This is a genomic window from Thauera sedimentorum, from assembly GCF_014489115.1.
Classification (GTDB): Bacteria; Pseudomonadota; Gammaproteobacteria; order Burkholderiales; family Rhodocyclaceae; genus Pseudothauera; species Pseudothauera sedimentorum.
On sequence record NZ_JACTAH010000001.1, the window covers coordinates 174,152 to 197,838 of the forward strand.

General features: G+C 70.0%; 17 protein-coding genes and 1 other RNA gene. 16 read left to right on the forward strand and 2 right to left on the reverse strand.

All coding sequences use genetic code 11. The features are described 5' to 3' along the window. Positions 1 to 16: 16 nt before the first annotated feature. From rnr to IAI53_RS00870, 15 genes are all read left to right on the forward strand, one after another. Positions 17 to 2,521, forward strand: coding sequence for a ribonuclease R (gene rnr / locus IAI53_RS00800; RefSeq protein WP_187716275.1), 2,505 nt, complete (start codon positions 17 to 19; stop codon positions 2,519 to 2,521). 70 nt (positions 2,522 to 2,591) lie between these two features. Further along, positions 2,592 to 3,314, forward strand: coding sequence for a 23S rRNA (guanosine(2251)-2'-O)-methyltransferase RlmB (gene rlmB / locus IAI53_RS00805; RefSeq protein WP_222948206.1), 723 nt, complete (start codon positions 2,592 to 2,594; stop codon positions 3,312 to 3,314). A gap of 155 nt (positions 3,315 to 3,469) precedes the next feature. Beyond that, positions 3,470 to 4,765, forward strand: a complete 1,296-nt coding sequence (locus tag IAI53_RS00810; RefSeq protein ID WP_187716277.1) for a nitrate regulatory protein — start codon at positions 3,470 to 3,472, stop codon at positions 4,763 to 4,765. 453 nt (positions 4,766 to 5,218) lie between these two features. Then, the gene (locus tag IAI53_RS00815; RefSeq protein WP_187716278.1) at positions 5,219 to 6,619 is read left to right on the forward strand and encodes a CmpA/NrtA family ABC transporter substrate-binding protein; all 1,401 of its coding nucleotides are present in this window, start codon (positions 5,219 to 5,221) and stop codon (positions 6,617 to 6,619) included. Positions 6,620 to 6,647: 28 nt separating this feature from the next. Beyond that, positions 6,648 to 7,565 (forward strand): nitrate ABC transporter permease, encoded by a 918-nt coding sequence (gene ntrB, locus IAI53_RS00820; RefSeq protein ID WP_187716279.1) that lies wholly within the window; start codon positions 6,648 to 6,650, stop codon positions 7,563 to 7,565. Between the two features lie 13 nt (positions 7,566 to 7,578). Continuing rightward, entirely contained in the window at positions 7,579 to 8,370 is a 792-nt protein-coding gene (locus IAI53_RS00825; protein WP_187716280.1) for an ABC transporter ATP-binding protein, read from the forward strand. Positions 8,371 to 8,385: 15 nt separating this feature from the next. After that, complete coding sequence (gene cobA / locus IAI53_RS00830) at positions 8,386 to 9,147, forward strand: uroporphyrinogen-III C-methyltransferase (RefSeq protein ID WP_187716281.1); 762 nt, start codon at positions 8,386 to 8,388, stop codon at positions 9,145 to 9,147. Positions 9,148 to 9,165: 18 nt separating this feature from the next. Next, the gene (gene nirB / locus IAI53_RS00835) at positions 9,166 to 11,682 is read left to right on the forward strand and encodes a nitrite reductase large subunit NirB (RefSeq protein WP_187717899.1); all 2,517 of its coding nucleotides are present in this window, start codon (positions 9,166 to 9,168) and stop codon (positions 11,680 to 11,682) included. Further along, complete coding sequence (gene nirD, locus IAI53_RS00840) at positions 11,654 to 11,971, forward strand: nitrite reductase small subunit NirD (RefSeq protein ID WP_187716282.1); 318 nt, start codon at positions 11,654 to 11,656, stop codon at positions 11,969 to 11,971. The genes nirB and nirD overlap by 29 nt, the downstream gene beginning before the upstream one ends. A gap of 290 nt (positions 11,972 to 12,261) precedes the next feature. Beyond that, positions 12,262 to 15,024, forward strand: a complete 2,763-nt coding sequence (locus IAI53_RS00845; protein ID WP_225433103.1) for a nitrate reductase — start codon at positions 12,262 to 12,264, stop codon at positions 15,022 to 15,024. Between the two features lie 38 nt (positions 15,025 to 15,062). Then, the gene (locus IAI53_RS18520; protein ID WP_187716284.1) at positions 15,063 to 16,256 is read left to right on the forward strand and encodes a methyl-accepting chemotaxis protein; all 1,194 of its coding nucleotides are present in this window, start codon (positions 15,063 to 15,065) and stop codon (positions 16,254 to 16,256) included. 9 nt (positions 16,257 to 16,265) lie between these two features. Further along, entirely contained in the window at positions 16,266 to 17,123 is an 858-nt protein-coding gene (locus IAI53_RS00855; protein WP_187716285.1) for a nitrate- and nitrite sensing domain-containing protein, read from the forward strand. Positions 17,124 to 17,316: 193 nt separating this feature from the next. Continuing rightward, complete coding sequence (locus IAI53_RS00860) at positions 17,317 to 18,099, forward strand: enoyl-CoA hydratase/isomerase family protein (protein ID WP_187716286.1); 783 nt, start codon at positions 17,317 to 17,319, stop codon at positions 18,097 to 18,099. A gap of 1 nt (position 18,100) precedes the next feature. Beyond that, positions 18,101 to 20,269 carry an acetate--CoA ligase family protein gene (locus IAI53_RS00865; protein ID WP_187716287.1) on the forward strand — a complete coding sequence of 723 codons (2,169 nt, stop codon included), beginning with the start codon at positions 18,101 to 18,103 and terminating at the stop codon, positions 20,267 to 20,269. 17 nt (positions 20,270 to 20,286) lie between these two features. Continuing rightward, a complete protein-coding gene (locus IAI53_RS00870) occupies positions 20,287 to 21,072 on the forward strand; it encodes an enoyl-CoA hydratase-related protein (RefSeq protein WP_187716288.1) in 786 nt (261 codons plus the stop codon). A gap of 112 nt (positions 21,073 to 21,184) precedes the next feature. Here IAI53_RS00870 and IAI53_RS00875 read toward each other — a convergent pair whose 3' ends face one another. Both IAI53_RS00875 and IAI53_RS00880 read right to left on the reverse strand, forming a co-directional pair. After that, positions 21,185 to 22,594, reverse strand: coding sequence for a TonB-dependent receptor (locus IAI53_RS00875; protein ID WP_187717900.1), 1,410 nt, complete (start codon positions 22,592 to 22,594; stop codon positions 21,185 to 21,187). A 57-nt stretch (positions 22,595 to 22,651) separates the two neighbouring features. Continuing rightward, positions 22,652 to 23,482, reverse strand: a complete 831-nt coding sequence (locus IAI53_RS00880; RefSeq protein WP_187716289.1) for a nitroreductase family protein — start codon at positions 23,480 to 23,482, stop codon at positions 22,652 to 22,654. Positions 23,483 to 23,566: 84 nt separating this feature from the next. Between IAI53_RS00880 and ffs the strand changes: the two genes are divergently transcribed. Beyond that, positions 23,567 to 23,665, forward strand: an RNA gene (ffs, locus tag IAI53_RS00885) — signal recognition particle sRNA small type. Positions 23,666 to 23,687 lie beyond the last annotated feature (22 nt).

Here is a 23,687-nt window from a genome sequence, read left to right on the forward strand (position 1 = left end):
GTAAAAAAGAAAGTCAATGACTACCAAATCCAAAAAGACACCGGCCGCGAAAGGCCGCAAGATTTCCGCGGTACGCCGCGCCGATCCCTTCTTCGAACGCGAATCCGCCAGCTACGATTATCCGCTGCCCAGCCGCGAGTACGTCGAGCAGACCCTGGCCGAACAGGGCGTGCCGCTCACCCTCGAGGCCCTCGCCGAAACGCTGGAGATCCAGCCGCACGAATTCGAGCACTTCCACCGCCGCCTGCGCGCCATGGAGCGCGACGGCCAGGTGATGCGCAACCGCCGCGGCGCCTATCTGCTGCCCGACAAGGTCGACCTGATCAAGGGCAAGGTGCAGGGCCATCCTGACGGCTTCGGCTTCCTGGTGCGCGATGACGGCGGGCCGGACATCTTCCTGGGCCCCAAGGAGATGCGCGAACTGTTGCACGGCGACCGTGCCATCGTGCGCATCGCCGGGCAGGACCGCCGCGGGCGCCCGGAAGGCAAGCTGGTCGAGGTGCTGGAACGCGCCAACAGCCGCGTGGTCGGGCGCGTCATCAACGAGCACGGCGTAACCATCGTGGTGCCGGAGAACCGCCGCCTGGCGCAGGACATCCTGGTGGCGCCGGGCGGCAAGCGCCCGCAGCCGGGGCAGGTGGTGACCGTCGAGCTGATCGAGCAGCCCACCAAGTTCGCCCAGCCGATCGGCAAGGTGGTCGAGGTGCTGGGCAACTACGCCGATCCCGGCATGGAGATCGAGATCGCCCTGCGCAAGCACGATCTGCCCTTCGAGTTTTCCTCCGAAGCCAAGGTGGAAACCCGCAAGCTGCCGGTCAAGGTGCGCAAGAAGGACAAGACCGGGCGCGAGGACATCACCCACCTGCCGCTGGTCACCATCGACGGCGAGACCGCCAAGGACTTCGACGACGCGGTGTACTGCGAGCGCCAGGGCAGGGGTTTCCGCCTGATCGTGGCGATCGCCGACGTCTCGCACTACGTCGAGGCCGGCGGCGCGCTGGATCGTGACGCGCTGGAGCGCGGCAACTCGGTGTACTTCCCGCGCCGGGTCATCCCCATGCTGCCGGAGAAGCTCTCCAACGGCCTGTGCTCGCTCAATCCCGAGGTCGAGCGCCTGTGCATGGTGGCCGACATGAGCATCTCGATGACCGGCGCGATCAAGGCCTACCGCTTCTATCCGGCGGTGATGTACTCGCATGCGCGGCTGACCTACAACAAGGTTGCCGCCGCGCTCTACGAGGGTGACGAGGGGATGCGCACCGAGCTTGGCGCGCTGCTGCCCCACCTCGAGAACCTCGATAAGCTCTTCCGCGTGCTGCTCAAGGCGCGTGCCAAGCGTGGTGCGATCGACTTCGAGACCACCGAGACGCGGATGATCTTCGACGACAACGGCAAGATCGCGCAGATCGTCCCCGAGGTGCGCAACGACGCCCACCGCCTGATCGAGGAGTGCATGCTGGCGGCCAACGTGTGCGCCTCCGACTTCCTGCAGCAGCACAAGCACGCGGCCCTCTACCGGGTGCATGAGGGCCCCACCCCGGAGAAGCTGGAGAAGCTGCGCGGCTTCCTCGCCGAGTTCGGCTTCGACCTGCCCGGCGGCGACGACCCGCATGCGCGCGACTACGCCCGCCTGCTGGAGAAGCTCAAGGGCCGTCCGGACGTGCAGCTGTTGCAGACCGTCATGCTGCGCTCACTGCGCCAGGCGGTTTACAGCCCGGACAACGTCGGACATTTCGGCCTCGCCTACGAGTCCTACACCCACTTCACCTCGCCGATCCGCCGCTACCCCGACCTGCTGGTGCACCGCGCGATCAAGGCCGTGCTGGCCGGCGAGCAGTACCGCCCGGGCGACTGGGACGCCATCGGCATGCAGTGCTCGACCACCGAGCGGCGCGCCGACGAGGCCACCCGCGACGTGGTGGCCTGGCTCAAGTGCTACTACATGCAGGACCGCGTCGGCGAGGAGTTCTCCGGCTGCGTCTCCGCGGTGGTACCCTTCGGCCTCTTCGTTGCGCTGGACGACATCTTCATCGAGGGCCTGGTGCACATCTCCGACCTCGGCAGCGACTACTTCCATTTCGACGAGGCGCGCCACGAACTGGTCGGCGAGCGCAGCAACGCGCGCTACCGGCTTTCGGACCGGGTGCGGGTGCAGGTGATGCGGGCGGATCTGGAGACCAACAAGATCGATTTCCGCCTGATCGCCGGCCCCGAGCGCCCCACCGAGCGCAGCGGCAAGACGGCCGCCGACCGTGCGGCCAGGGCGGGCCGCGGCGCGAAAGCCGAAGCGGGCCAGGACAGCGGCGCCGCGCCGCGGGCACGCACCCGCAGCGCCACGGCCGAGCCGGCTATGGCGCCGGCAGCGCGCAAACCGGGCAGTACGTCCGCCAGCCGGCGTGCGCCGGGCGCCGCGGGCAAGGGCAAGACGACAGGCAAGGCGGCGGGCAAGGGCAAGGCGGTGAAAACCGCCAAGCGCACCGCGGCTTCCACTACAGGCAAGAAAGGCAGGAAACGTGGCTAAACCCTCCAACCGTCCGCCGCGCGAGCGGCAGGACGCCCCCCAGGCCGGCGAGAGCCGGGCCGACAGCAAACTGATCTACGGCTTCCACGCGGTGCTCGCCCGCCTGCGCCGCGACCCGGAAGCGGTGTTCGAGCTCTACGTCTCCGCGCAGCGCAACGACGTGCGCGCGCGCGAGGCGGTCAAGCTCGCCGAAGCGGCCCAGGTGCGCATGATCCAGGTCGAGTCCGACCGCCTTGACGGCATGGTCGGCACCCGCCGCCACCAGGGCGTGGTCGCGCGGGTGGATGCCCGTCGGCGTGAACTCAAGCTCGCCGACGTGCTCGACAGCCTGGACGAGAACGCGCTGATCCTGGTGCTCGACGGCGTGCAGGACCCGCACAATCTCGGTGCCTGCCTGCGGGTGGCGGATGCGGCCGGCGCGCACGCGGTGGTCGCACCCAAGGACCGCGCGGTGGGCCTCAACGCCACCGCGGTCAAGGTGGCCAGCGGCGCGGCCGACACCGTGCCCTACATCACCGTCACCAACCTGGCGCGCGCGCTGCGCGAGATGCAGGAGGCCGGCATCTGGGTGGTCGGCGCCGCGGGCGAGGCCGACAAGTCGCTGCACGAAATCGACCAGAAGGTCCCGGTGGCCTGGGTGCTGGGCGCCGAGGGCGACGGCCTGCGCCGCCTGACCCGCGAGACCTGCGACGAGCTGGCGAAGATCCCGATGTACGGCAGCGTGGAGAGTCTCAACGTCTCGGTGGCCAGCGGCATCTGCCTGTTCGAGGCGCGGCGCCAGCGCACCGCCTGAGCGCCGGCGGTCCCTTCCCGACGCCCGTCCGGCACCTCCGGTGCCCGGCGGGCGTCGTGCTTTCCGCGTTGCTGCGCACGGTACTTGCATGAGCTCCTGGCCGGCGGGCCACGGGGGCTCGCCGCGAAGCAAGCAGCATGGGAGCGCAGAGGACGATGAAATCAGCGGCCGGCTTTCTGCTCGCGGCCAAGCGCTGCGAGATCCAAGGCCTGGAACAACTGGCCACGACCGCGGAACTGCTGGGCGGCATCGCCCGCCTGGTGCACGTGCTGCAGAAGGAGCGCGGCGCCTCCAACGTTTACCTGGGCTCGGGCGGCAGCCGCTTCGCCGCCCAGCGGCTGCAGATCATCGCCGAAGGCGCAGCGGCCGAGGCCGAGGTACGCCAGCGCCTGTACCGCCTGGATGTCGATACCGGGCGCATGTCCGGCGGCGCGCGGCTGTTCTCGCGCATCGCCTGGGTGCTGCACGGGCTGGATGCGTTGCCCGCGCTGCGCGAGCGCATCGCCGCGCAAGTTCTGAGCCCGGCGCAGGTCACCGCGGCCTTCTCGGAACTGATCGCCGGCCTGCTCGCCGTGGTGTTCGAGGCCGCCGACACGGCCTGCGACCCGGCGGTGTCGCGCGCCCTGGTGGCGCTGTTCAACTTCATGCAGGGCAAGGAACTGGCCGGGCAGGAGCGCGCCACCGGGGCCGCGGCCTTTGCCGCCGGCCGTGCGGACGCATCCCGCCAGCAGCGCCTGCTGCACCTGATCGAGGCGCAGGAGCGCTGCTTCCAGCTGTTCGCGGAGTTCGCCGGCAGCGACACCGTGGCGCTGTGGCACGCCCAGCAGCAAGCCGGCACGCTGGCCGAACTGGAGCGCCTGCGCCGCGTGCTGTGCGCCACACCCGCGGACGGCGTCCTGGATGCCGAGCTGAGCGATGCCTGGTTCGAGTGCTGCACGACGCGGCTGGATGCGATGCGCGCCGTCGAGGACGCGCTGGCGGCCCATTTGCGGACCTTGTGTGCGGGCAAAATCTCCGACGCGCGCGCCGAGCTGCACGACCAGAAGTCCTTGCTCGATGCGCTGGTGGCCGGTGCCCCGGGGGGCGTGCCGCCGGTGGCGGTGTTCTTCGAGCGCGCGCTGGCGGGTGCGGACGGCGATCCGCACGCAAACGGCGAACTGCTGGCCGCGGACGGCCTGGGGCCGCAACTCGGGCGCTCGGTGCTCGACATGCTGCAGGCCCAGTCGCGCCGCCTGCAGGCGATGAGCGACGAACTCAACGCAGTGCGCGGCGCGCTCAACGAGCGCAAGGTGATCGAGCGCGCCAAGGGCCTGCTGATGGCGCACCGCGGGCTCACCGAGGACCAGGCCTACAAGATGCTGCGCCAGACCGCGATGAACCAGGGACGCCGGCTGGTGGACGTGGCCGAAGCCACGCTGGCGCTGGCCGACCTGCTGCCCTCGGGGCCCTGAGCGTTTCACCCGCGGAGACGGCGGATGTCGCGGGCAAGCCCGCTCCTGCAAATGGTAGGAGCGGGCTTGCCCGCGATTGCAGCGTTCTTTTCCCGCCTGCCGCATCGCGCTCCAGGGCGCTCCCGCACCCCCGTCGCCTGCCCCGGCAGGCCGCACCGCAGGCGTGCGCCAGCGGCGGATGCTGCACTGCAATAGTGCGCTGTAGACGCTCCGCTGCCGGATGGGAAAGAGGGTGAATTCATCGGAAACCCCCTGGTAAAGCGGATTCGACGGTTCTGGCACGCCCCCTGCTAAAGAATGCTCGAGGCTGGACCAACGGCGGTTCGGCGTTCGAGGCAGCAACAGGCAGTACCGCGAACACATTGGACAACGGCGTCCATTTCCCCCGGCGACGGCGCAGGGGCGAGATGGGCGCCTTTTTGTTTTTCCGAACCGCTTTTCAGGAGTTCAACCATGAGCAAGCAGAGCAAGGACTTTCCCACCCTGTCGCGTCGCGGCTTCATCAAGGCCGGTGCCGGCCTGGGCGGTGCCGCCATGCTGTCCTCGCTGTTCCCCGCCGGTGCCTGGGCTGCGGGCAGCGAGGGCCTGGAGAAGACCGCGCTGAAGTTCGGCATCATCCCGCTCACCGACTGTGCGCCCATCGTCATCGCCAAGGAGAAGGGCTTCTTCAAGAAGCACGGCCTGGACGTGATGGTTTCCAAGGAAGCGTCCTGGGCCAACATCCGCGACAAGGTCTCGCTTGGCGAGCTCGATGGCGCGCACATGCTGGCCGGCATGCCCATCGCCGCCACGCTGGGCGTGGGCGCCACCCAGAAGGAAACCATCACCGCCTTCTCCATGGACCTCAACGGCAACGGCATCACGGTTTCCAACGAGCTCTACGAGCGCATGGTGGAAGCCGACCCCGAGGCCATGAAGACCCGCCCGACCACCGCCAAGGCGCTCAAGAAGGTGATCGACGCCGACAAGGCCGCCGGCAAGGAGCCGATGACCTTCGCGATGGTGTTCCCGGTGTCCACCCACAACTACGAGATCCGCTACTGGATGGCCTCCGCCGGCATCGACCCGGACCGCGACGTGCGCCTGATCGTCATCCCGCCGCCGCAGATGGTCGCCAACCTGCAGTCGAAGAACATCGTCGGCTACTGCGTCGGCGAACCGTGGAACCAGCGCGCGGTGGAGATGGGCATCGGCCGCTCGATCATCACCAACTACGAGATCTGGAACAACAACCCGGAGAAGGTCTTCGGCGTGACCCGCGAGTGGGCCGACAAGCACCCCAACACCCACAAGGCCGCGGTGCGCGCGCTGATCGAGGCCGCGCAGTGGATGGACCAGCCGGAGAACCGCAAGGAAGTGGTGAAGATCATCTCCGCCAAGTCCTACGTCAATGCGCCCGAGTCGGTGGTGGAGAACTCGATGACCGGCACCTGGCTGTACACCAAGGCCGAAGGCCCGCAGCAGATGCCGGACTTCAACGTCTTCTACCGCTACGCCGCCACCTTCCCGTGGCAGTCGCACGCAGTGTGGTTCCTCACCCAGATGGTGCGCTGGGGGCAGATCGAGCAGCCGATCAACTTCCACAAGGTGGCCGCCCAGGTCTATCGCAGCGACATCTACCGCGATGCGGCCAAGGACCTGGGCATCGCCGTGCCGACCATCGACTTCAAGACCGAAGGCAGCAACGCCGCCGGCTGGACCCTGGACAAGGCGACCGCGCCGATCGCCATGGGCCCGGACCGCTTCTTCGACGGCAAGACCTTCGACCCCGCCAAGCCGCTGGACTACCTGAAGAGCTTCGAGATCCACGCCCGCAAGGTCGATCTCGCCGCCCTGGCCCAGGCCAATGCCTGATCCGCGCCACCCGGACAAGGAGAACGCCATGAGTTCGATTCCGCTCACTCTCGACAAGGCCGCCGCCGCGCCGGCCGCGGACAAGCCCGCCCGCCCGGCGGCACGTAGCGTGCCGCTGCAGGCGGTGGCCGAGAAGCCGCCCGCGGTGCCGCTCGCCGAGCGCCTCGGCCCCTGGATCAACCAGGCCATCCGCTCGACCGTCGCGGCGCTCAGCGGCCTGGCGGTGCTGCTGGTGATCTGGTGGGCGGTGGCCGATTCGCTGGACACCTTCCCCGGCCCGCGGGCCACCTGGCAGGCCGCGGTCGAGCTGCTCGCCGAGCCTTTCTACAGCAACGGCCCCAACGACATGGGCATCGGCTGGAACGTGCTTTACTCGCTCGGCCGGGTGGGCGTGGGCTTCGGCCTGGCGGCGCTGGTCGGCATCCCGCTCGGTTTCATCGTCGGCCGCTTCCGCTTCATGAGCACCGCCGCCGAGCCGGTCATCGGCCTGCTGCGTCCGGTCTCCCCGCTGGCCTGGCTGCCGATCGGCCTGCTGGTGTTCCAGGAGGCCAACCTGGCGGCGATCTGGGTGATCTTCGTGTGCTCGATCTGGCCGATGATCATCAACACCGCCGCCGGCGTGCGCGCCGTGCCGCAGGACTACCTCAACGTGGCGCGCGTGCTCAACCTGTCCGAATGGAAGGTGGTCACCCGCATCCTCTTCCCCGCGGTGCTGCCCAGCATCCTCACCGGCGTGCGCCTGGCGGTGGGCACCGCCTGGCTGGTGATCGTCGCCGCCGAGATGCTCACCGGCGGCATCGGCATCGGCTTCTGGGTGTGGGACGAGTGGAACAACCTCAAAGTCGAGCACATCCTGATTGCCATCGTCATCATCGGCCTGGTTGGCCTGGCCCTGGAGCACGCGCTGCTGCTGGTCGCCCGCCGGTTCAGCTTCGAAGCGCGCTGAAGGAGAACGCACCATGAAGAAGATCGTTTCCATCGAGGGCGTCGGTCAGACCTTCGACACCCGCAAGGGCCGCTTCGTCGCGCTGCGCGACATCGACCTGCAGATCCGCGAAGGCGAGTTCGTCTCGCTGATCGGCCACTCGGGTTGCGGCAAGTCCACCCTGCTCAACCTGATCGCCGGGCTGACCACGCCCACCGACGGGGTGCTGCTGTGCGACGGCCGCGAGATCGCCGGCCCCGGCCCGGAGCGCGCGGTGGTGTTCCAGAACCACTCGCTGCTGCCCTGGCTGAGCTGCTTCAACAACGTCTATCTCGCGGTCGAGCGGGTGTTTGCCGCCACCGAGCCCAAGGCCAGGCTGCGCGAGCGCACCCGCGCCGCGCTCGATCTGGTCGGCCTGTCGCACGCCGAAGCCAAGTATCCGCACGAGATCTCCGGCGGCATGAAGCAGCGTGTGGGCATCGCCCGCGCGCTGGCCATGCAGCCGCGCATCCTGCTGATGGACGAGCCCTTCGGCGCGCTCGACGCGCTCACCCGCGCCAACCTGCAGGACGAGCTGATGAAGATCATGGCCGCCACCGGCGCCACCACGGTGATGGTGACCCACGACGTCGATGAGGCCGTGCTGCTCTCCGACCGCGTGGTGATGCTCACCAACGGCCCGGGCGCGACCATCGGCGAGATCCTCGAGGTCAAGCTGGAGCGCCCGCGCGACCGCCTGGCCCTGGCCCATGACCCGCAGTTCGCGGAGTGCCGCGCGGCGATCATGGAGTTCCTCTACCACAAGCAGCTCAAGCGCGCGGCCTGACGCGGGGGACCCATCATGTCCAAGGTATATCTGATCGGTGCCGGACCGGGCGCCGCGGACCTGCTCACCCTGCGCGCGGCCAGGGTGCTCACCGAACAGGCGGAGATCGTGCTGGCCGACGACCTGGTGTCGGCCGAGATCCTCGCCCTGGTGCGCCCCGCGGCACGCGTGCTCAAGGTGGGCAAGCGCGGCGGGCGGGCCTCCACCCCACAGGACTTCATCCACCGCCTGATGGTGCGCTACGCGCGGCGCGGCCGCACCGTGGTGCGCCTCAAGGGTGGCGACCCCTATGTGTTCGGGCGTGGCGGCGAAGAGATCGAGGCGCTGGCCGTGGCCGGCGTGGAGGCCGAGGTGGTGCCGGGGCTCACCGCCGGCATCGCGGTGCCGGCCGCCGCGGGAATCCCGGTCACCCACCGCGCCTACACCCATGGCGTGACCCTGGTCACCGGTACCGCCGGCGAGGGCTGTGGTGAGCCCAACTGGGCTGCACTCGCCAGTACCGGCACCACCCTGGTGATCTACATGGGCCTCACCCGCCTGCTCAACATCGTCGCCCGCCTGATCGCCGCCGGCCTGCCGCCCGACACCCCGGCCGCGGCGATCGCCTCCGGCACCCTGGCCGCGCAACGCCAGGTCAAGGCGCGCCTGGCCGACCTGCCGGCGCGCGTCATGGCGGATGGCCTGGCCTCGCCCGCCATCATCGTGGTCGGCGAAGTGGCCGCCTTCGCCCGCTGCGGGGCGCTCGATCTGCCGGCCGCCCGCGTGCTGGCCGCCTGAAGGAGACACATCATGCTCATGCGCAAACAGAAGCTCGTCATGGTCGGCAACGGCATGGCCGGGGTGAAGACCCTGGAGGAACTGCTCAAGCACGCCCCGGAGCGCTACGACATCACCGTCTTCGGCGCCGAGCCGCACGGCAACTACAACCGCATCCTGCTCTCGCCGGTGCTCGCCGGCGAGATGACCCTGCCCGAGATCATGCTCAACGATCTCGACTGGTACCGCGACAATCACATCACCCTGCACGCCGGACGCAAGGTGGTGGAGATCGACCGCGGGCGGCGCATCGTGCGTGCCGACGACGGCACCGAGGCGCACTACGACCGCCTGCTGCTGGCCACCGGCTCGCTGCCCTTCATCCTGCCGGTGCCGGGCCGTGACCTGCCTGGGGTGATCGCCTACCGCGACATCGCCGACACCGAGGCGATGATCGCCGCCGCCGCCAGCCATCGCCACGCGGTGGTGATCGGTGCCGGCCTGCTCGGCCTGGAAGCGGCCAACGGCCTGGTGCTGCGCGGCATGGAAGTCACCGTGGTGCACCTGGGCGAGTGGATCATGGACCGCCAGCTCGACAAGCCCGCCGCCGACCTGCTGCAGGCCTCGCTGGAAGCCAAGGGCATGAAGTTCCGTCTCGGCGCCAACACCGCCGAGCTGCTGCCGGTGGAAGGCGAGGGCGGCGCGCCGCGGGTCGGCGCGCTGCGCCTCAAGGACGGCAGCCTGATCCCCGCCGACCTGGTGGTGATGGCCGCCGGCATCCGTCCCAACACCCAGCTCGCCGAAGCGGCCAAGCTGCATTGCGAGCGCGGCATCGTGGTCAGCGACACCCTGCAGACCGTCACCGACCCGCGCATCTACGCGGTGGGCGAATGCGTGAACCACCGCGGCACCGCCTACGGCCTGGTCGCCCCGCTGTTCGAGCAGGCCAAGGTATGCGCCAACCACCTGGCCGGCTACGGCATCGGCCAGTACAAGGGTTCGGTGACCTCCACCAAGCTCAAGGTCACCGGGGTGGATGTGTTCTCCGCCGGCGATTTCATGGGCGGCGAGGGCTGCGACGAGATCGTGCTGCACGACCGCGCCGGCGGGGTGTACAAGAAGCTGGTGCTGAAGGACGACAAGCTCGCCGGCGCGGTGATGGTGGGCGACACGGCCGACGGCTCCTGGTACTTCCAGTTGGTGCGCGAGGGTCGCAACGTGGCCGAGATGCGCGATCACCTGATGTTCGGCCAGGGTTTCGCCCAGTCGCAACTGGGTGACGCCGGCCACCAGGGCCAGAACCAGGCCGCGCTGCTGCCCGACACGGCGGAAGTGTGCGGCTGCAACGGGGTGTGCAAGGGCACCATCGTCAAGGCGATCCGCGAGGAAGGCCTGTTTTCGCTGGACGAGGTGAAGAAGCACACCAAGGCGGCGAGTTCCTGCGGCTCCTGCACCGGCCTGGTCGAGCAGATCCTCGCTTCCACGCTGGGCGGCGCCTACCAGGCGGTGGACAAGCACGCCAAGCCGGTGTGCGGCTGCACCGATCACACCCACGCGGAGGTGCGCGCGGCGATCCGCGAACACCACCTGACCTCCATCCCGGAGACGATGAAGGTGCTCGACTGGAAGACCCCGAGCGGCTGCGCGACCTGCCGCCCGGCGCTCAACTACTACCTCATCTCCACCTGGCCGCACGAGGCCCAGGACGACCCGCAGAGCCGCTTCATCAACGAGCGCGCGCACGCCAACATCCAGAAGGACGGCAGCTACTCGGTGGTGCCGCGCATGTGGGGCGGTCTGACCACGCCGGCCGAGCTGCGCGCCATTGCCGATGCCGCCGAAAAGTACCAGGTGCCCACGGTGAAGGTCACCGGCGGCCAGCGCATCGACCTGCTGGGGGTGAAGAAGGACGACCTGCCGGCGATCTGGGCGGATCTCAACGCCGCCGGCATGGTCTCCGGCCACGCCTACGGCAAGAGCCTGCGCACCGTGAAGACCTGCGTGGGCGCCGAGCACTGCCGCTTCGGCACCCAGCTGGCGATGGACATGGGGGTGAAGCTGGAGAAGATGCTGTTCGGCATGTGGAGCCCGCACAAGGTCAAGCTGGCGGTCTCGGGCTGTCCGCGCAACTGCGCGGAGTCCGGCATCAAGGACGTCGGCGTGATCGGGGTGGATTCCGGCTACGAGATCTACGTCGCCGGCAACGGCGGCATCAAGACCGAGGTGGCGCAGTTCCTCTGCAAGGCGGCCAACGACGAGGAGGTGATGGAGTTCTCCGGCGCCTTCCTGCAGCTCTACCGCGAGGAGGGCTTCTACCTGGAGCGCACCTGCCACTACGTCGAGCGCGTCGGCCTGGACCACGTGAAGAAGCTGGTGGTGGAGGACGCCGCCAACCGCCGCGCGCTGTTCGAGCGCCTGCTCTACGCCTTGAAGGACGCGCCCGACCCCTGGGCCGAGCAGCAGGCCGCGCCGCTGGCGCGCCAGTACAAGACCATCGAATTGAAAGTCGACAACCAAGGAGCGCGCCATGGCCTGGCAGAAAGTCTGTCCGCTTGAGGAGATTCCGCTGCTCGGTGCCCGCGTGGTGGCGCACGAGGACGGCGCCATCGCGGTGTTCCGCGCCGACGGCGACACCGTGTTCGCGCTGCGCGACGCCTGCCCGCACAAGGGCGGCCCGCTGTCGCAGGGCATCGTGCACGGCAGCGGCGAGTCCGCCCGGGTGACCTGCCCGCTGCACGGTTGGAACGTCGATCTCGACTCCGGCCACGCCTGCGCGCCGGACGAGGGTTGTGTCGAGCGCTACGCCACCAAGGTGGAGCATGCGGTGGTGTGGCTGGAGGTTTGAGCTCCGACTTGCTTGAAGTCGCCGGAAACTGGCCCCGGCTGGCAAGGATGCTCCTCCCCCTTCAAGGGGGAGGCTGGGAGGGGGATGGGTTTCCTGTGGGAGAGATCTGTGTCCATACAGGCCTCGCCGGAGACCCATCCCCACCCCGGCCCGGGAGGGCGGGCTTTGCACAGCCCGCCCGCTCAGTCGGCACGGAGCAGAGCTCCGCGAAACCCCGCCTTCGCCCCCTTGAAGGGGAGGGAGAGGCCCGGGCCCCGCAGGAGCATTGGAAGCAGACAATGGAGTCGAACATGAACCTGGCCGACATCGGCCCCGCCTCGGGGCAGGAAGTGCGCACCGCCTGCTGCTACTGCGGCACCGGCTGCGGGGTGATCGCCGAGCATGACGGCCGGCGCATCACCGGCGTGCGCGGCGACCCGGCGCATCCGGCCAACTTCGGCCGGCTGTGCACCAAGGGCTCGGCGCTGCACCAGGCCGCCGCGCCCGGCGGGCGGGCGCTGTTTCCCGAACTGCGCAGCGCGCGCGGCCTGCCGCGCCGCCGTGTGGGCTGGGACAGCGCGCTGGATGGCGCCGCCGAGCGCTTCGCCGCCATCATCCGTGAGCACGGCCCGGACGCGGTGGCCTTCTACATCTCCGGCCAGCTGCTCACCGAGGACTACTACGTCTTCAACAAGCTCGCACGCGCTCTGGTCGGCACCCACAACATCGACTCCAACTCCCGCCTGTGCATGTCCAGCGCGGTGGCCGGCTACAAGGGCACGCTGGGCGCGGACAGCGTGCCCGCCTGCTATGAGGACATCGACCACGCCTCGCACCTGCTGATCGCCGGCGCCAACCCGGCCTGGGCGCATCCCATCGTGTTCCGCCGCATCGAGGCGGCCAAACGCGCCAACCCGGGCCTGTCGATCACCGTGGTCGACCCGCGCCGCACCGAAACCGCGGAGTTCGCCGACCTGCACCTGCAGATCGCCCCCGGCAGCGACGTGTTGCTCTACAACGCCATGCTGCACGTGCTGCTGTGGGAAGACCTGGTGGACCGCGACTTCATCCGCGACCACACCAGCGGCTTCGACGCCCTGCGCGCGCAACTCGCCGAATGCTCGCCCGGTGCGGTGGCCACCGCCTGCGGCGTACCGGCCGAACGCATCGTCGAGGCCGCGCGGCGCTTCGGCAACGCGCGCGCGGCGCTGTCGCTGTGGTGCATGGGGCTCAACCAGTCGCATCACGGCACCGCCAGCAACAGCGCGCTGATCCACCTGCACCTGGCCACCGGGCAGATCGGCCGCCCCGGCGCCGGACCGTTCTCGCTAACCGGCCAGCCCAATGCCATGGGCGGGCGCGAGGTGGGCGCGATGGCCACCATCCTGCCCGGCCACCGCGACCCGGCGAATGCCGCCGAGTGCGCCGAACTCGCCGCCCTGTGGGGGGTGCCGGCGCTGCCTGCAACGCCGGGTCTGACCGCGGTGCAGCTCTTCGATGCGCTCGCCGAAGGCAAGGTCAAGGCGGTGTGGATCGCCTGCACCAATCCCGCGCATTCCTTGCCCGACCAGACGCGGGTACGCGCCGCGCTGGAGAAGGCCGAGTTCGTCGTGCTGCAGGAAGCCTTTGCCGACACCGAAACCGCGCCCTATGCCGACCTGCTGCTGCCGGCGGCGAGCTGGGGCGAGAAGTCCGGCACCGTGACCAACTCCGAGCGCCGCGTCAGCCGGGTGCGTGCCGCGGTGCCCGCGCCCGGCGAGGCGCGCGCCGACTGGACCATCGCCGCCGACTTCGCGCGCCGCCTGGCGCAGCGCATGGGGCGTAGCGCGGACGGCTTCGCCTGGGCCGACGAGGCCGCGGTGTTCGCCGAGCATGTGACGCTCAGCGCTGGGCGCGACTGCGACATGAGCGGCCTGTCGCACGCCCTGCTCGATGCCCGCGGGCCGCAGCAGTGGCCCTTCCCGCAGGGCGCGGAGCAGGGCAGCGCGCGTCTGTTCACCGATCACCGCTTTCCCACCGCGGACGGCCGCGCGCGCTTCAACCCGGCCGGCTTCCCGCAGCGCCACGCGTTGCTGCCCGAACCGGTCGACGCCCGCCATCCCTTCGTACTGCTCACCGGCCGCCTGCGCGACCACTGGCACGGCATGAGCCGCACCGGCAAGGTGGCCGGGCTGTGGGGCCATACCCCGCGCGCCGAGGTCGCCCTCAATCCGGCGGACATCAGCCGGCGCGGGCTGCGCGCCGGCCAGCTGGTGCGCGTGGCCGGGCGGCGCGGCGCAGTGGTGCTGCCGCTCGCCGCCGATGCCGCGCTGGCCCCCGGCCAGGCCTGGATCCCGATGCACTGGGGCGCGGCCACGCTGGCCCAGCCGGGCGCCAACACCCTGACCTCGCCGGCCACCGACCCGATCTCCAGGCAGCCCGCGCTCAAGCAGGCGGCGGTCGCCATCGCGCCCGCCGAGCTGCCCTGGCGCGCGGCCTGGGCGGTGGCCACCGACAGCGCCGCCGACGCGGTGGCGCGCATGGCCGCGCTGCAGCCCTGGCTGGCGCGCTTCGCCTATGCCGCGCAATCCCTGGTGGGACGCACCCGGCGGGTGCTGGTGCTGCAGGTGGCCGACGTGGCGGCGCCCGACGAGGCCCTGCTGCACGCCATCGACGCGGTGTTCGAATGCACCGCCCAGCAGGCCCCGCTGGCCTACCGCGACGCGCGCCGCGGCATCGCCAAGTGGGCGCGGGTGGACCAGGGCCGCCTGGCGGCCATCCGCCTGGTGGGCGAGAGCGCTGCGGCCGACTGGCTGGTGGCGGCGATCGCCGCCGGCGACCCGGCCGATTCCTTGCGCAGCTGGCTGTTCGCCCCGCTCGCCGAGGCCCCGCAGGGCCTGGCCACCGCCAGCCGGGTGGTGTGCAACTGCCACGGCGTGAGCGAGACGCAGATCCGCGAGGCGGTGGCCGGCGGTGCCGACCTGGCGCTGCTGCAGACCACCCTCAAGTGCGGCACCGCCTGCGGCTCCTGCCTGCCCGAACTGCGCAGGCTGGCGGCGGGTGCCGTGCCCAGTGCCACCGGCTCGCCGGCCTGAGCTGCAGCGTTTTCCCCGACGACAGAGAGACAACAATAATGAACAACCCGACGATGAGCCTGGAGGCGCCGCCGCCCGGCGCCGCACTGCGGCCGCCCGGCCTGTTCCTCCGTCTGGCGCCGGCCTGGCTGGCCGGTGCAGGTGGTGGCCTGCTGCTCGGTGGCGCCCTGGGCGTGTCCGGCCAGCTCGCCGGCGCCGTGCTGCTGGCCTATGCTGCCTGGCAGCTTCTTGCCGTGGCACGTGGCGTGCGGCGTGCCGGCGAGGCGCTCGATGCCTTCGCGCAGGACTGGGAGAACGGCCGCTACGACACCCGCCTGCCGCTGGCCGCCACCGAGCTGCTGGGGCGCGCGCCCGAACGGCTCAATGCTGCGGCACGCCGGGTGGCCGCGGTGCTGGCCGAGCTGGTGCGCGCCAGCGAGGAGCTGAAGAACGTCTCGCGCGAGAGCCTGGCCGGTGTCGCCGCGGGCGAGGAGGGCGTGCGTGCGCAGCGTGACATCACCGTGTCGTCCGCCGCCACGCTGGAGCAGCTGATCACCAGCCTGGCCGCCACCCGCGACGCCGCGGCGGAAGCCGCCGAGGCCGCCGGGCAGGCCGAGGGCGAGGCGGCGCGCGGCGCCGAACGGGTGGACACGGTGGCCTGCGCGATGGATCGCCTGGCGCATGCGGTGGAGGGCGCCGCCGCGGTGACTGCCAGCCTGACCGAGCGCACCCGGCGCATCGAAGGCATCGTCGCCACCATCACCGGCATCGCCGGGCGCACCAACCTGCTGGCCCTCAACGCCGCCATCGAAGCGGCGCGTGCCGGTGAGGCCGGGCGTGGCTTCGCCGTGGTGGCCGACGAGGTGCGCCAGCTCGCCGACCGTACCGCCGCCGCCACCGGTGAGATCGCCGCCCTGATCGCCGAAGTGCTGGCCGAAGTCGACCGCCTGGTCGAGGTGGTCGATGGCGCCAACACGCAGGCCGGCAGCAGCGCGGCGCAGGCACGCGAGGCTGCCGCCGCGCTGGCGGCGATCCGTGCCGCGGCGGCGCAGACCCTGGCGCACATGCGCGAGATTGCCGCCGCCAGCGCCGAACAGAGCACCGCCGGCGAACGCATCGCGGCGGACGTCGAGCGGGTCGCGCGCCTGGCCGACGAGAACGCGTTGCGGGTGGCCGAAAGCAGCGAACTGGCGCGCTACCAGGACGAACTGGTGGCCCGCCTGGAGAACCGCCTGCACGGCAGCAGCGAGTGAGGGCCGGCCATGGACAGCCAATGGATGTACGGCGCGGCCCTGCTGGGCGCCGCCGCCCTGTGGATGCTGGGCCGCCACCGCCGGGGGCGCGGCCCGGGGGCACGCGAAACCCAGGCCGAACGCGCGCTGGCGCAGGCCGGGCAGCTCACCGAGCTGGTGGCGGCCCTGCAGCAGCACCGCGGCATGAGCGGCGCATGGCTGGCCGGTGACGCCAGCTTCGGTGCCCGCCTCGGCGAGCGGCAGGCGGGCATCGAGCGTTTGTTCGCGCAGGTGCTGGAAGCGGCGGCTGCGGAGGATGCCGAGGCTTTTCCCTGCTTCATCAGCCAGGACGTGCTGGGGCTGCGCTTTCGCTGGCGCGAGCTGGTGCAGGAGCTGGCCGTACTGAGCGCCGAGGAGAGCTTCCGCCGCCACAGCCGGATGGTGGCGATCCTGCTGGAGTGGCTTTCGGCGCTCGGCGAGGCGCGCATCGCGCCGGCCGGCGGCGCCTACGAGCCGCAGGCGGTGCGCCGTCTGCTGGGGCAGCTGCCGGCGCTCGCCGAATGCCTGGGCCAGGCGCGTGCGCTATCCAGCGCAGTGGCCGCGCGCGGACGCTGCGCGCCGGTGGCCAGGGTGCGGCTGAGCTTCCTGGTGGCGCGCGCCACCCAGCTGGTCGAGCGCAGTGCGAGCGGCGGGCAGGGGGAAGCCGCGTGGCGTGCCGCCACCGCCTTCCTGACGCTGCTGCGCGAGCAGGTGCTGGGCAGCCCCCAGGTCGGCACCGACGCGGCGACCTGCTTCCGCCTCGGCAGCGTGGCGGTGGATGCGGTCTACGCGTGGATCGCCGAGGAACGCGCGGCGCTCGGCGCAGGAAGGTACGCACACGCCTTCTGAGGCGGACGCGCAGCGGCTCCTGCAGGGTCGAAGGCCTGCGGATGCGGCGCTGCGGCACATGTCCGCAGCCGCCGCATGGTTTCGTCATCGCCCCATCGCCGCTAGACTGTTCCGTATGCACTCCCCGAGTGACGGGACCGTCGAGAAAGTCCCGCGGCCGCGGGATGCGCTTCCCACCCGACATGGAGGCAGCATGAGCTTCGAAACCATTCTGTATTCGGTGCATGAGCAGATCGCCGAGATCCGCCTGAACCGTCCGCAGCGCCTCAACGCGGTCACCGCCACCCTGTACGACGAACTCAACCAGGCCCTCTCGCTCGCCGAGGCGGACAAGGACGCCCGCGTGGTGCTGCTGACCGGCGAGGGGCGCGCCTTCTGCGTGGGCGCAGACCTCAAGGAACACAAGACCGGCCGCACCGCCTTCGACCGCCGCCAGTACCTGCTCGGCGAGCAGCTGGTGTGCAAGCGCCTGCTGCAGTTGAAGAAACCGGTGATTGCCGCGGTGAATGGCTACGCGCTGGGTGCCGGGGCGGAGATGGCGATGGCCTCGGACTTCATCCTGATGGCCGAGAGCGCGCAGATCGGCCTGCCGGAGATCAGCATCGGCAACTTCCTCGGCGGCGGCGTCACCTGGCTGCTGCCGCGCCTGGTGGGGCTGGCCAAGGCGCGCGAGCTGGTTTTCCTTGGCGAGCGCATCAAGGGCGAGGAGGCGGTGCGCATCGGCCTGGCCAACCGCGTGCTGCCCGACGAAGGCTTCCTCGACGCGGCGCGCGCCTTTGCCCTGAAGGTGGCGGGCAAGGCGCCGTTCTCCATGCAGCTGGCCAAGGAGCAGCTCAACATGGCCGCCGAACGCACTCTCGATGCGGCGCTCACCGCCGAGCTGGAAGGGATGATGTTCGTCGGCACCACGCGCGACTGGCAGGAAGGCGTGGACGCCTTCGCCGAAAAGCGCGCACCGGTCTTCAGGGGGGAATGAGATGAACCACGTCATGCCGGTCGTGCCGCACAAGAGCCCGCTGCACGACATCCTCGCGCCGTCTTCCATCGCCATCGTCGGCGCCTCGGCTGACCCCACCAAGCGCGGCTACAAGGCCATGGTGGGACTGATCAAGGACGGCTACCGCGGGGCAATCCATCCGATCAACCCGAAAGCCGACATGATCCTCGGGGTGAAGACCCTGCCATCCATCGAGGCCCTGCCCGGGCCGGTGGACCTGGCGCTGATCTGTACCCCGGCGGCCACCGTACCCGGCATCATCGCCGAGCTGGGGCGCAAGGGGGTGAAGGGCGCGGTGGTGCTGGCCAGCGGTTTCAAGGAAACCGGGCCGGAAGGCGCCAAGCTCGAACAACAGGTGCTGGATGCCGCACGTGAGGGCGGGGTGCGGGTGATCGGTCCCAATACCTCGGGCATGTTCAACCTGCACCACAAGGTCAACCTGCTGGCGCTGGCCAACGTCAAACCGGGCGAGATCGGTTTCATCTCGCAGTCGGGCAACATGCTGCTGTCGCTGGTGCTGGAGGCCGAGCACAACGGTCATGTCGGTTTCTCCACCTATGTCGGGCCGGGCAACCAGACCGACGTGGGCTTCAACGACTACCTGCGCTATCTCGGCGAGGACGAGCACACCCGGGTGGCCACGCTGTACGTGGAAGGCTTCCGCGACGGCCAGCGCTTCCTGCAGGTGGCGCGCGAGATTTCCGCGCTGAAGCCGGTGGTGGTGTACAAATCCGGCTCCACCGAACAGGGCCGCAAGGCGGCCAGTTCGCACACCGGCGCGCTGGCCGGCAGCTATGCGATGACGGTGGACCTGCTGCGCCAGGTCGGGGTGAGCGTGGTGCAGCACTCCAACGAGATCCTGCCGGTGGCCGAAGGCCTCGGCCTGCTGCAGAAGGCGCCCGGCAAGCGCGTGGCGGTGATCTCCGACGGCGGCGGCCAGGCCACCATCGCCTCCGATCGCCTGGCCGAAGCCGGGCTGGAACTGGCCGAGCTGAGCGAGCAGACCAAGGCACGCCTGGCGGCCATCCTGTTCCCGCAGGCCTCGCTGGTGAACCCGGTGGACGTGGCCGGCAGCAGCGACGCCAACCCGGCGCTGCTCGCCGAATGCATGGAGATCGTCGCCGAGGACGAGAACGTCGACAGCGTCTTCCTGGTCGGCATGTTCGGCGGCTACGCCATCCGCTTTGCCGAGGACCTGCTGGGCGGCGAGATGCGCGGCGCGGAGTCGATGATCGAGCTGTCCCGCCGCAGCGAGAAGCCGGTGGTGGTGTATAGCCTCTATGCGCCGATTAAGCCGCCGGCATTGCGCCGCCTGCACGAGGCGGGCGTGCCGGTGTACACCTCCATCGAGCACGCGGTGCGTGTGCTCGCCGCGCTGGGCGAGCGCGGCATCTACCTGAAGAGCAAGGAGGGCGACGTACACCCGCCGGCAGTGGCGCCCAGCGAGGACATGCTGGCGATGTTCGCCCGCGCCAAGGACGAGGGGCGCGATCTCTACGAGTACGAGGCCAAGGCCCTGCTGCGCACCCACGGCATCGAGGTGGCCGAGGAGGCGGTGGTGCGCGACCCGGACGAACTGGCCGCAGTGGCGCAGCGTTTCGGCGATCAGGCGCTGGTGATGAAGGTGGTGTCCAAGGACATCCTGCACAAGTCGGACGCCGGCGGGGTGAAGCTCAACCTGCGCGGCGAGGCCGCGCTGCGCAGCGCCTGGGCGCAGATCATGGAAAGCTGCCGCGCCTACGACGCGAACGCCGACATCCGCGGCGTGCTGGTCACGCCGATGGCGAAGAAGGGTGTGGAGGTCATCGTCGGCGTGAGCCGCGATCCGATCTTCGGCCCGGTGCTGATGTTCGGCCTGGGCGGCATCTTCGTCGAGATCCTCGAAGACGTCGCCTTCCGCGCCATTCCGCTGTCCGAGTTGGACGCGCGCTCCATGGTCGACCAGCTCAAGGCGCGCAAGGTGCTGGAAGGCGCGCGCGGCGAACCGGCGGTGGACAGGGCCGCGCTGGTGGACCTGCTGCTCAAGGTGTCCGGCATCGTCTCGGCCTATCCGCAGCTCTTCGAGCTCGACCTCAATCCGGTGATCGCCTACCCCGACGGCTATGCCGCGGTGGATGCGCGCATCATCATCAATCGCGCGGTCGTGTGACTGCGCCGGAGCCCCGCATGAACCTGCCTCAACTGACCGATGCGCTGCTGACGCTGGAAAACCGCGTCGCCACGCTGACCTTCAACCGCCACGACCTGCGCAATGCGCTCACCGGTACCGCGCTGGTGGACGACATCGTTGCGGTGGCCGAGTGGGTGAACCGCTGCGACGAGGTCTCGGTGCTGGTGATGACCGGCGCCGGCTCGGCCTTCTCCTCGGGCGGCAACGTCAAGGACATGGCCGAGCGCGGCGGCGACTTCGCCGGCGACGTGGCCGAAGTGGCCACCCGCTACCGCCGCGGCATCCAGCGCATCCCGCTGGCCCTGCAGCAGGTGGAGGTGCCCATCATCGCCGCGGTGAACGGCCCGGCGATCGGCGCCGGCTTCGATCTGGCCAACATGGCCGACATCCGCATCGCCTCGGAGAAGGCCAAGTTCGGCGAGACCTTCTTGAACCTGGGCATCATCCCGGGCGACGGCGGCGCCTGGTTCATGCAGCGCCTGATCGGCTATCAGCGCGCCTTCGAGCTGACGCTCTCCGGGCGCGTCGTCGATGCGGCGGAAGCGAAGGAAATCGGCATCGTGCTGGAGGTGGTGGCGCCGGAGCAGCTGCTGGCGCGCGCCCAGGAACTCGCCGCCCGCTTCGCCGCCCAGCCGCCCAAGGCGGTGCGCCTCACCAAGCGCCTGATGAAGTCCGCCCAGCGCATGGAGCTGAAGGACTTCCTCGACCTGTGCGCGGCCTTCCAGGGCATGTGCCACAACGAGCCGGAACACCTGGAGGCGGTGAAGCGCTTCCTGTCCTGAAGCGGAACCGGCGGGTAGGAGCGGCCTTGGCCGCGATGCGGCCTTTGGAAGACGGTCGCCGCATCGCGACCAAGGCCGCTCCTACACGGGGAAGCTTGCGCGGCGCAGGGTCCTATTCGCTGTCGTAACCCAGCAGGCGACGTTCGGCGATCAGGCGGGCGACCGCTTCGGGTACGTCGCGCTCCCAGTCGCCGCTGCCGCGGCGCAGGTCGGCCAGCACCGCGCCGCCGTCGATGTGCAGGTGGCTGTCGTCCACCGGCTCGACCGCGATCAGTTTCTCGTTGGCCACCAGGTGGGCGAGCAGGTGGGTGAGGTTCTCCGGCACCTGCACGTTGTCCAGGGTGACCATGGGCGCGTCGGTGGCCGGGCGCGAGGGGTACACGTAGACGTGGGTGTTGTCCGGGAAGAGCTTGCCGAAGGCTTCCAGGATGCCGCCTTCCAGGCCCTCGTAGTACTTCTCGTCGAACAGGAACTGGAAGTCGCGCACCGACAGCACGATGCCGATCGGCTTCTGCGTGTAGCGCCGCAGGTAGGCGCGCAGGCGGAAGAAGCGCACGTAGTCGGAGATCATCACCGTGTAGCCCTGCGAGGCCAGCAGGTCGATGCGCGCGAGGAAGTCGGCGCCGTCCAGGTTGTCGCCGCTGATTAGCGAGTTCATGGTGATCTCGGCCAGCGACACCATGCGCTCGTCCTCCACCCCTTCCAGCGCGGCAAAGCGGCGCTGGCCGGCGTGCATCATGTCCACATTGACGCAGGTCACCGGCTTGAAGCTGCCGCGCATCACCATCACCGGCTTGCGGTAGAAGAGCTCGCCCGGCACCACGACCTCGCCCTGCGGGTTGAAGATCACCGCGCGGGTCAGCCAGCTGCGGATCAGGTGCAGGTTCATCAGGCGGTTTTCGACGTCCTCGAAGTAGGGGCCGGCGAAGTGGATCAGGTCCACTTCGATGCGGTCCGGCCCGAGCCCGTCGGCCAGGCCTTCGACGATCCATTCCGGGTGGTCGTGGTGGAAGAAGGCGCCGTGGATCAGGTTCACCCCGAGGATGCCGAGCGCTTCGGACTGCCGGGCGTTGGTATCGTCGAGCATGCGCACGTGCATGATCACTTCGCTCGGCGCCGCGCCCGGGTGCAGTTGCAGGCGGATGCCGATCCAGCCGTGGCATTCGTTCTGCTGCTTGAAGCTGCGCGCGGTCACCGTGGCGGCGTAGGCGAAGAAGGTGGTGTTCTTGGGACGCACGTGCGACAGGCGCTCGACCACCTGGTCGAACTCCTTCTCCAGCATCTGCATCAAGCGGCTGCGGCTGACGTAGCGGTCGGCGTGGCCGTAGATCGCGTCGCTCACCGCCATGTCGTAGGCGGACATGGTCTTGGCGATGGTGCCGGCGGCGGCGCCGACATGGAAGAAGCGGCGCGCCACCTCCTGGCCGGCGCCGATCTCGACGATGGAGCCGTACTTGAACTTGTCCAGGTTGATCGCCAGCGCCTTCTGGTCGGTGGTCAGGCTGTTGTCGCGGGTGCGCATCGTTTCGGGGGTCCCGGGTGATGAGGGGTTGAGCGGGGCGGGCGTGGTGCGCATGGTCTACTTCAGCGCAAAGCCCATGCCGCGCAGCGTCTCGACCAGGCGGTCGCGGCCGGAGAGGGTTTCCGGGCCGGCGATGCGCTTGGACGAATGCACCGCCCAGGTGCCGTGCACATTCATCTTCTGGTCTTCGTAGAAGCGTGCCATGGCGGCGTTGTAGGCCTCGATGCCGGCCTGCTGCTCGGTCACCGGCAGGTAGCGTTCCTGGTGCAGCACCACCTGCTGGGGCAGGCGCGGCTTGACTGTCGCCGGTGGGGCGGCGGGGTCCTCGACGCCCAGGGTCATGCCGAACACGGCGAACACGCGCGGCGGCAGGCCGAGCAGTTCGGCCACCTTCTCCGGCTGGTTGCGCATGCCGCCGATGTAGCAGCCCGACAGGCCGAGCGATTCGGCGGCAGCCAGGGCGTTCTGCGCCGCCAGCGCGGCATCGACCACGCCGATGATGAACATCTCCAGATAGTCCAGCGCGCCGTTCGGGCGCTCCACGCTCTCGGCCACATGGGCCAGGCGGGCGAGGTCGGCCAGCCACACCAGAACCAGCGGCGCGTCGCGCACATGCGCCTGGCCGCCGGCACATTCGGCCAGCGCGGCGCGGGTGTCCGGGTTGCGCACCGCGACCACGCTCCAGGCCTGCAGGTTGGACGAGGTGGCGGCCGACTGTGCGGCGGCAATGATGGCGGCGAGCTGGTCCTCGCTCACCGGGTCGGGCAGATGGCGGCGCACCGAGCGGTGGCCGAGCAGGTGGTCGATGACCGGCGTCCACGCGGCGGGCGCGGGCAAGGTGTCGGTGCCGTAGCGGGTGGCGATCAGTTGCTGGGCGCGGGCGTTCATCCTGGCTCCGTGGGTCGGGTGGCAAAAAAACAATAAGTATAGGCCGGTGCGCGGGAGGCTGCCCGCTGCTACAATGCCGGCCGTGGCGGGTCTCCCCGCATTGCAGCGCGGTGAACCTGGTCAGGGCCGGAAGGCAGCAGCCACAGCCGTTCCCTGCAAGTGCCGGGGGTCAGGCTCGCCACCCCGAACATGAAAACGCCGGATG

Coding starts and splice junctions, on each gene's coding strand:
- rnr (WP_187716275.1), top strand. CDS start 17: ATGACTACCAAATCCAAAAAGACACCGGCCGCGAAAGGCCGCAAGATT.
- IAI53_RS00810 (WP_187716277.1), top strand. CDS start 3,470: ATGAAATCAGCGGCCGGCTTTCTGCTCGCGGCCAAGCGCTGCGAGATC.
- IAI53_RS00815 (WP_187716278.1), top strand. CDS start 5,219: ATGAGCAAGCAGAGCAAGGACTTTCCCACCCTGTCGCGTCGCGGCTTC.
- ntrB (WP_187716279.1), top strand. CDS start 6,648: ATGAGTTCGATTCCGCTCACTCTCGACAAGGCCGCCGCCGCGCCGGCC.
- IAI53_RS00825 (WP_187716280.1), top strand. CDS start 7,579: ATGAAGAAGATCGTTTCCATCGAGGGCGTCGGTCAGACCTTCGACACC.
- cobA (WP_187716281.1), top strand. CDS start 8,386: ATGTCCAAGGTATATCTGATCGGTGCCGGACCGGGCGCCGCGGACCTG.
- nirB (WP_187717899.1), top strand. CDS start 9,166: ATGCGCAAACAGAAGCTCGTCATGGTCGGCAACGGCATGGCCGGGGTG.
- nirD (WP_187716282.1), top strand. CDS start 11,654: ATGGCCTGGCAGAAAGTCTGTCCGCTTGAGGAGATTCCGCTGCTCGGT.
- IAI53_RS00845 (WP_225433103.1), top strand. CDS start 12,262: ATGAACCTGGCCGACATCGGCCCCGCCTCGGGGCAGGAAGTGCGCACC.
- IAI53_RS18520 (WP_187716284.1), top strand. CDS start 15,063: ATGAACAACCCGACGATGAGCCTGGAGGCGCCGCCGCCCGGCGCCGCA.
- IAI53_RS00855 (WP_187716285.1), top strand. CDS start 16,266: ATGGACAGCCAATGGATGTACGGCGCGGCCCTGCTGGGCGCCGCCGCC.
- IAI53_RS00860 (WP_187716286.1), top strand. CDS start 17,317: ATGAGCTTCGAAACCATTCTGTATTCGGTGCATGAGCAGATCGCCGAG.
- IAI53_RS00865 (WP_187716287.1), top strand. CDS start 18,101: ATGAACCACGTCATGCCGGTCGTGCCGCACAAGAGCCCGCTGCACGAC.
- IAI53_RS00870 (WP_187716288.1), top strand. CDS start 20,287: ATGAACCTGCCTCAACTGACCGATGCGCTGCTGACGCTGGAAAACCGC.
- IAI53_RS00875 (WP_187717900.1), bottom strand. CDS start 22,594: ATGCGCACCCGCGACAACAGCCTGACCACCGACCAGAAGGCGCTGGCG.
- IAI53_RS00880 (WP_187716289.1), bottom strand. CDS start 23,482: ATGAACGCCCGCGCCCAGCAACTGATCGCCACCCGCTACGGCACCGAC.